Raw genomic sequence first — 6749 nt, 5'->3', positions numbered from 1 at the left:
CGACCGTGGTCGTCCGGCCCCGCCGTCGTTCCGGCAGCCGAGTCCGTCGTCGTCTCGGTGCGGCCTCTCAGGTCCTCCCGGTCACGAGGTGCACGTCGGCAGGCTCGCGCCCTCGCCCTCGCCGATCGCCACCATCGCGTCACGCGCGTCCTCGAGCGTCGCGATCTTGACGACGTTCAGGCCCTCGGGCACGTTGCCGACGACCTCGTCGCAGTTCGACTCGGGGGCCAGGAACCAGGTCGCGCCGTCGCGCTTCGCGCCGTAGAGCTTCTGCTGGATCCCACCGATGGGCCCGACGTTCCCCTCGACGCTCATGGTCCCGGTGCCCGCGATGACGTTGCCGTTGGCCTCGTCCTCGGGCGTGAGCTGGTCGATGATCCCGAGCGCGAACATGGTGCCCGCCGAGGGGCCGCCGATGTCGTCGATCTGGATCTTCACGTCGATCGGCAGCTCGAAGTCGGGGTCGATGAAGACGCCCAGGATCGCCTTGCCGTCGGCCTCCTGCGTCGTGATCGTGAGGTCCACGGCCTCGTCGTCGCGGTCGACGCCCAGCACCACGTCCTCGCCCGGGGTCACGGTCGCGAGCTCGTCGATGAGGTCCTGGTAGGTCACGACCTCCTTGCCGTCGACCGACGTGATGACGTCGCCCTCCTCGACGACGCCGGCCGCGCCCGTGTCCTTCGCGGCGCCCTGGATCGTGAGCGTCGCGGGCACCTCGTAGCCGAGCTCGGTGAGCGCGGCCACGGTCGCTGTCTCCTGCGAGGACAGCATCTCGGCCTGGCTCTCCTCGGCCGTCTCCTCCTGGGTCACGTTGCGCGGGAACGTCTCCTCGACGGGGCGCACGGACCGCGACCGCTGGGCCCAGCCCTCGACCACCTGGAACAGGTTCGCGGGGTACCCGGGGCCGCCTGCGACCGACACCGTGGTCAGCAGGAGCTCACCCGTCGAGTCGAACGTCTCAGCACCCTCGATCTGGATGAGCTCGCGGTCGTTCTGCTCGCCGAGCGTGTCCTGCGTGGGGCCGGGCGAGCGCACCACGTAGGGCGCGGGCATGACCGCGAGGCCCGCGACCAGGAGGGTCGTGGCCAGCAACGAGATCCCGAGCGTGAGCGAGCGGCGCGTCACGGGAGGAGGCGTGTAGTCGTCCTCGGGCGGAGGGCCGAACGGGTCGGCGCCGGGCGCGGGCTCGTGCGGGTCTCGGGGGGCGAGCGGTTCTGTCACGTCGCTATCATCCCCGAGAATCCTGAAGGTTCGCTGGCGGCGGGCCGTGAGGTTCCTGCCAGCCCCCGACGACGTCGCGCACGCCGGGAGATCCCCTCACCTCACGGGGAGCACGCCCGACGAGAGGCCCGCCCTGGGCGAGGCCACCGCCCGAGGCGGCTCACCGCCGTCGAGCCTGCCGCCAGATCGCGGCCGTCCCCAGGAGCGCGACCGCCGCCCCCGCGGCCCCCAGCGCCGCGGCGTCCCGGCCACCCACACGACGGCCACCCACTGCGATCCGGCCGCGCACACCGTCCATGAGGACGTCGACGCACTCGGCGCTCGACCACGCAGGCACCCAGCCCGCCTCGTGCAGGCCGCGCGCGGAGACGGTCCACGGGTGCACGACGAACGCCATGTCGCTCGCGGGCGAGGGCAGCACGCCCACGCGGTGCAGCCGCTCGGCTGCACCGAACGCGGTCGCCGCGGGCAGGCTCACGGTCGCCAGCCCCGTGCGCTCGACCAGCTCGGCAGGAGTCACCACGTCGGGCTCGCCGAGCTCGTCGATCGCCCCGACCGTGAACGTCCCGGACAGCCCTCCGTCCGCGACGAGGCGGACCGCCGCGGCGAGGTCGTCGGTGTGCACGAGCTGCCAGGGGCGCTCGCTGCCCTTGACCACGAGCAGGCGAGGCGCCTCGAAGTGTCGCGTGAGGATCGTGTCGACCTCGGGGCCGACGACGACCGCGGGGCGCAAGACGGCGAGCTGCACGGGCTCGCCCGCCAGCCCCACCTCGTCGGCGAGCGCCTCCTCGAACGCGACGAGGTCCGCGACGAATCCTGCGGCGTCGGGAGAGACGGGGTCGGCGTCCTCGACGACGGGCCGGTCGGCGCTCGCGCCGTGCACCGTCGCGGACGTGACCGCCACGACCTGGCGCACGCCGTGCGCGGCGGCCGCACGGACGACACGGCGCGCCTGCTCGACGAGGAAGGCACGGCGCGTCTCGCCCTTGAGCGCCCTGATCCCGAACTCCCCCGCGGGCGCGACCACGACCACGGTCCGCGCACCCGCGATCCACGGCGCGGCCAGGTCGTTGGCCTCGGCCGGCGCCCGCTCTTGGCCCCGCCCGCCGAGCGCCTCACGCACGAGCGCCGCGACGCGCCCCTCGCCCACGACCACGGTCGTGTCGTCGGCGCCCGGGCGCTCGCCCTGACCGTCCGAGGCGGCGTCCGTCGCCGCGCCGTCCCCCTGCCCGACGGCGTCGCTCGCCCGTCCGTCGTCCTCCCCGGGCGCGCTCGACGGACCGGGCGTCCCTGCCCCCGGCGCGCTGCGCCGTGAGCGAACCGAGCCCTCCGACATGCCTCGCGCCCCCTTGCTGGTCCCAGATTGTGGTTACGGTGATTCCTGACGCTATCCCGAGGAGACCCCGATGAGCAGCCAACCGCCCGACGAGTTCGCCTCCGGCGCGGGCGACCAGCCCGACGCGCAGTGGGAAGAACTCCTGCGATCCATGTTCGGCGCGGACGCCGACGAAGCGCTGCGCGAGCTGCGTGCACGCGGTCTCGACCCGGCGGCGCTCGCCGCCGGCAGCGGCCTGAGCAACGACCCGGCCGCGATGAAGCACGTGCTCGCCCAGGTCCAGCGGCTCCTCGCGAGCTCGGGCAACGGCCCGGTCAACACCGACGTCGCGCACGACATCGCGCGCCAGGTGGCCGTCGCGGAGGGAGACCCGTCGCTCACGCCCGCCCAGGTGCGGTCCGCGACAGAGGCCCTGTCGGTCGCCGAGCTGTGGCTCGACGCCGTGACCGACCTCCCGCCCGCGGGAGGCAAGCGGTACGCGTGGAGCCGGTCGGAGTGGGTCGAGAAGACGCTCCCCGCGTGGAACGCGCTCGCCGCCCCCGTCGCGTCGTCGGTCGCCGACGCGCTCTCCACGGTCCTGCGTGACCAGCTCCCCGGCGGCGGGGACGCGCTCGACGCCGGGTCGTTCGGCATCCCCGGGCTGCCTGCGGGCGCGCTCGGCGCCGACTTCGACCCCGCACAGATGATGCGCCGGCTCGGTTCCGCGGTGTTCGGCATGCAGATCGGGCAGGCGACGGGGACCATGTCGCGCGAGGTCTTCGGCGTGACGGACATCGGGCTGCCGCTGCTCCCCGAGCCCGCCACCGCCCTGCTCCCCACGAACGTCGCGGCCTTCGCCGAGGGGCTCGACGCCCCGCTCGAGGAGGTCCGTCTCTTCCTCGCACTGCGCGAGGCCGCGCACGCGCGCCTCTTCACGCACGTGAGCTGGCTCCGCGGGCACCTGCTCGGGCTGGTCGAGGCGTACGCGCGAGGCATCACGATCGACCTCGACGCGCTCGAGTCCCAGCTCTCCGACATCGACGTGACCGACACGGGCGCCCTCCAGAACGCGCTGTCGGGTGGGGTGTTCGGCCTCCAGAACACCCCCGAGCAGGAGGCCACGCTGCTCCGGCTCGAGACCGCGCTCGCGCTCGTCGAGGGCTGGGTCGACGAGGTCAGCGCACAGGCCGCGCTCCCCCACCTGCCCCACGCCGTGCCGCTGCGCGAGATGCTGCGCCGCCGGCGGGCGGCCGGCGGCCCCGCCGAGCAGATCTTCTCGACCCTCGTGGGGCTCGAGCTGCGGCCGCGGCGCTCGCGCGACGCCGCGACGCTGTGGGCGCTCATCGCGGTCCAGGGCGGCGCCGACGCCCGCGACGCCGTGTGGGACCACCCTGACCTGCTGCCCAGCCCGCTCGACCTCGACGACCCGTCCGGCTACCAGTCGCGGCGCGCCGAGGTCCAGGCCGAGCAGACCGACCTCGACAAGGCGCTCGCGGACATCTTCAACGAGGCCGACGGTTCGACCGACGACACCGAGGCCGACGGCTCCCCGCGCACCTAGCGCGCGGCCTGCCTCGCGGGGGTCTGCGCGCCGCGTCCGGCCGGCACGGCGTGCCGGTCGGGCGTCGCCCGTGGAGCGGGTTCCGGTGCGGCGGCGTCCTGTGCCGGCGCAGGGTGCGCCTCGACCTCGACGTGAGGCGGGGCACCCTTGTCGTCGTCCGGTGACTCGGGGGCACCGCCGTCACGGGTGAACGAGACCCCCTCGAGGAAGCCCTTGGCACGCTCCGTCCGCGGGTAGGACTCGAGCAGAGCCCAGAACCCCGGGCCGTGCCCAGCGTGCAGCAGGTGCGCGAGCTCGTGCAGCAGCACGTAGTCCAGGACCCACTCGGGCATGCCCTGGACGCGCGTCGAGATCCGGATGCTGCCGTCGATCAGGGTGCACGAGCCCCAGCGTCGGCCCTGGTTGCTGGACCAGCGCACGCTCGTGGGGTGCGCCCGTCCGTCGAGGTACTTGGTCGAGAGCTCCGTGGCGCGCGCGACGAGCTCGGCGTCGGAGGGCCTGCGCCGTCTTTCCTTGTCCGCGAGCCGGTCCAGCATCCGCTGCACCCACTCGCGTTCCTGGGCTCGCGTGAACCGCGCGGGGATCGACACGATGGTGCGCTCCCCGTCGCGGTATGCGCTGACCGTGCTCTTGCGACGACGGCTCCGGCGCACCTCGACGTACGTCTCGGCACCACCCTGGGTACCTCGCTCGGCTTCGTAGGCCACGGCACAGACCGTAGTGGTTCATCGTGACATATGCCATAGACCACGCCGACGATTCTGCGACGCGTGTGCGAGAAACCGTCGAGAAACGGTCAAGCGTTGGCTGCGAGCCTCGGGCGTGGCAGACCTGTGCAGACGCGGCTGTGGACAACGCTCGCGAGGGGCGGGGCGCTGGCAGGCTGAACCGCGCAGGCTCCGACGGAGCATCTCCGAGAGCCCACAGCCGAGGAGACGCCCATGGTCGACACATCCCCGTTCCCCGTCCGGCTGCGCCCAGGGACCGTCGTGCTGCGCCGCGGCCCCGGCGAGCTGCAGTACGGCACCGACGACCGGTGGAGCGTGCTCCTGAGCGGTCTGAGCGAGGACGAGGAGGCGTGGCTCCTCGACCACGACCGCTCAGCCCGACCTCTCCTGCTGGCCCCGGCCGAGGTCCGTGCCATCCCGCCCGAGCGGCAACGCGCGATCCTGCGCCATCTGCGCGAGGCGCTCCTCGTCGTCGGGCAGCCGGACGAGGTGCGCGAGGACGTGACCGCGCCCGCACGCGGCGCGGCCGACGCCGCGACGCTCTCGCTCCTGCGCCCCGACGCGGCAGGGCACGCGACGCTGTCCCGCCGCGCGAGCGCGGCCGTCGCGATCGACGGCCTGGGAAGGTTGGGCGTCGGGACCGCGGTCGTCCTCGCCACGGCAGGGGTCGGGACCCTCCTGCTCGACGACGCCGCGCCGGTCCAGGCGACCGACGTCGGGCTCGGCGGCTACCGGCCGCGAGACGTCGGGATGCCTCGCCGCGAGGCCACCGCGCGGCTCCTCGCGGACCTCGCACCGCAGGTGCGGGCCCGGGTGGTCAACGCCTCGCGCTGGGTCTCGCCCCACGCGCAGCGCCCGGACGTGGTCGTGGTGGTCGAGCGCCGCGTGCTTCGCCCCGACAGGTACGGGCGGTTCACAGGCGACGGGACACCGCACCTACCTGTGGTGGTGCGGGAGGCTGACGTGGTGGTCGGACCGTTCGTCCGACCGGGGCGGACGCCGTGCGTCCGGTGCGTCGAGGGGCATCGTGCCGACCTCGACCCGCAGTGGCCGCAACTCGCGGACCAGCTCCGGGATCCTCAGCGCGAGGTCCTCGACGTCGAGGAGACCACGCTGGCAGCAGTCGGCTCGGCGATCGCCGCGAGCCAGGTGCTCGTGCACCTCGACGGGCTGACGCCCCGCGCAGCCACGGCCTGCATCGAGATCGGTGTTCCCGATGCCGTGCCGAGGCTGCGCGAGGTGGTGAGCCACCCGCGGTGCGGGTGCTCGAGCCTGACGGGTGCGGCGGCCATGTCGTCAGGCCGCCGATGATGCCGAGACGGACCCGGCTGCCTCGCGGGCAGCCGCCTCCTCGGCCTGACGGGCGAGGACCTCGGCCTTGCTCGGCCGTCCACGCCCACGCTTGCGGGCGACGACGGCTCCGTCGACGAAGACCTCGCCGCCCCAGACGCCCCACGGCTCCTGGCGCTCGAGGGCGCCGGCCAGGCAGCCCGCGACGAGCGGGCACGCCTGGCACAGGGCCTTGGCCTGCTCGACCTGGGTCGACTGCTCGGCGAACCAGAGCTCGGGGTCGTTCGTCCGGCACGGCAGGAGACCGGCGAGGAGCCGGTCGAACTCGGCCGCGTCGGACGAACCGAGGGGGGTGGAGAGGGGCTGATGGGGAGTCCAGGGGCCGGATCCGCCCTGGGCAGTGATGTTGTCGAGCAGCGCGGTGAGCCGCACGATGTCCTCCAGTGATGTCCTGTTTGCGTGTGAACTTCTTTGTCACAGGACCCGCAGATGGTCGTCGCGTCCGGGATGGTGGACGGCTGACCGGGAAGACGATCGCATTCGGAGAAACACGAAGGCCGCGGGTCCAGGTGGACTCCGCGGCCTGAGAAGGGTGGTACCGGTGACTAGACCGGCGACGTCCTCAGTGCGGAGT

Annotated in this window: 5 protein-coding genes and 1 pseudogene; 2 read left to right on the top strand and 4 right to left on the bottom strand. The window is 73.6% G+C overall.

Annotated elements, in window-relative coordinates:
• Nucleotides 1-81: 81 nt before the first annotated feature.
• A complete protein-coding gene (locus tag ACFWFR_RS16010) occupies nt 82-1221 on the bottom strand; it encodes a PDZ domain-containing protein (protein ID WP_377623617.1) in 1140 nt (379 codons plus the stop codon).
• A 160-nt stretch (nt 1222-1381) separates the two neighbouring features.
• Nucleotides 1382-2557 (bottom strand): NAD-dependent epimerase/dehydratase family protein, encoded by a 1176-nt coding sequence (locus ACFWFR_RS16005; RefSeq protein WP_377623616.1) that lies wholly within the window; start codon nt 2555-2557, stop codon nt 1382-1384.
• A 70-nt stretch (nt 2558-2627) separates the two neighbouring features.
• On the opposite strand from ACFWFR_RS16005, the gene ACFWFR_RS16000 reads away from it, so the two are divergent.
• Nucleotides 2628-4097 (top strand): zinc-dependent metalloprotease, encoded by a 1470-nt coding sequence (locus ACFWFR_RS16000; RefSeq protein ID WP_377615998.1) that lies wholly within the window; start codon nt 2628-2630, stop codon nt 4095-4097.
• Between the two features lie 152 nt (nt 4098-4249).
• Here ACFWFR_RS16000 and ACFWFR_RS15995 read toward each other — a convergent pair.
• Nucleotides 4250-4804: pseudogene (locus tag ACFWFR_RS15995) on the bottom strand (SprT-like domain-containing protein); the annotation flags it as partial.
• 234 nt (nt 4805-5038) lie between these two features.
• On the opposite strand from ACFWFR_RS15995, the gene ACFWFR_RS15990 reads away from it, so the two are divergent.
• Nucleotides 5039-6136 (top strand): ThiF family adenylyltransferase, encoded by a 1098-nt coding sequence (locus ACFWFR_RS15990; RefSeq protein ID WP_377623615.1) that lies wholly within the window; start codon nt 5039-5041, stop codon nt 6134-6136.
• Here ACFWFR_RS15990 and ACFWFR_RS15985 read toward each other — a convergent pair.
• Nucleotides 6122-6547 carry a WhiB family transcriptional regulator gene (locus ACFWFR_RS15985; RefSeq protein ID WP_191802841.1) on the bottom strand — a complete coding sequence of 142 codons (426 nt, stop codon included), beginning with the start codon at nt 6545-6547 and terminating at the stop codon, nt 6122-6124. The genes ACFWFR_RS15990 and ACFWFR_RS15985 overlap by 15 nt on opposite strands.
• Nucleotides 6548-6749 lie beyond the last annotated feature (202 nt).

The sequence above is a fragment of the Oerskovia sp. NPDC060287 genome (assembly GCF_042726775.1).
In the GTDB taxonomy this organism is placed as follows: domain Bacteria; phylum Actinomycetota; class Actinomycetes; order Actinomycetales; family Cellulomonadaceae; genus Oerskovia; species Oerskovia merdavium.
This window is presented reverse-complemented; position numbering and strand designations above follow the sequence as displayed.

What these genes read in the sequence shown, in the direction of transcription:
- ACFWFR_RS16005 (WP_377623616.1), bottom strand. Translation starts at nt 2,557, where the DNA reads ATGTCGGAGGGCTCGGTTCGCTCACGGCGCAGCGCGCCGGGGGCAGGG.
- ACFWFR_RS16000 (WP_377615998.1), top strand. Translation starts at nt 2,628, where the DNA reads ATGAGCAGCCAACCGCCCGACGAGTTCGCCTCCGGCGCGGGCGACCAG.
- ACFWFR_RS15990 (WP_377623615.1), top strand. Translation starts at nt 5,039, where the DNA reads ATGGTCGACACATCCCCGTTCCCCGTCCGGCTGCGCCCAGGGACCGTC.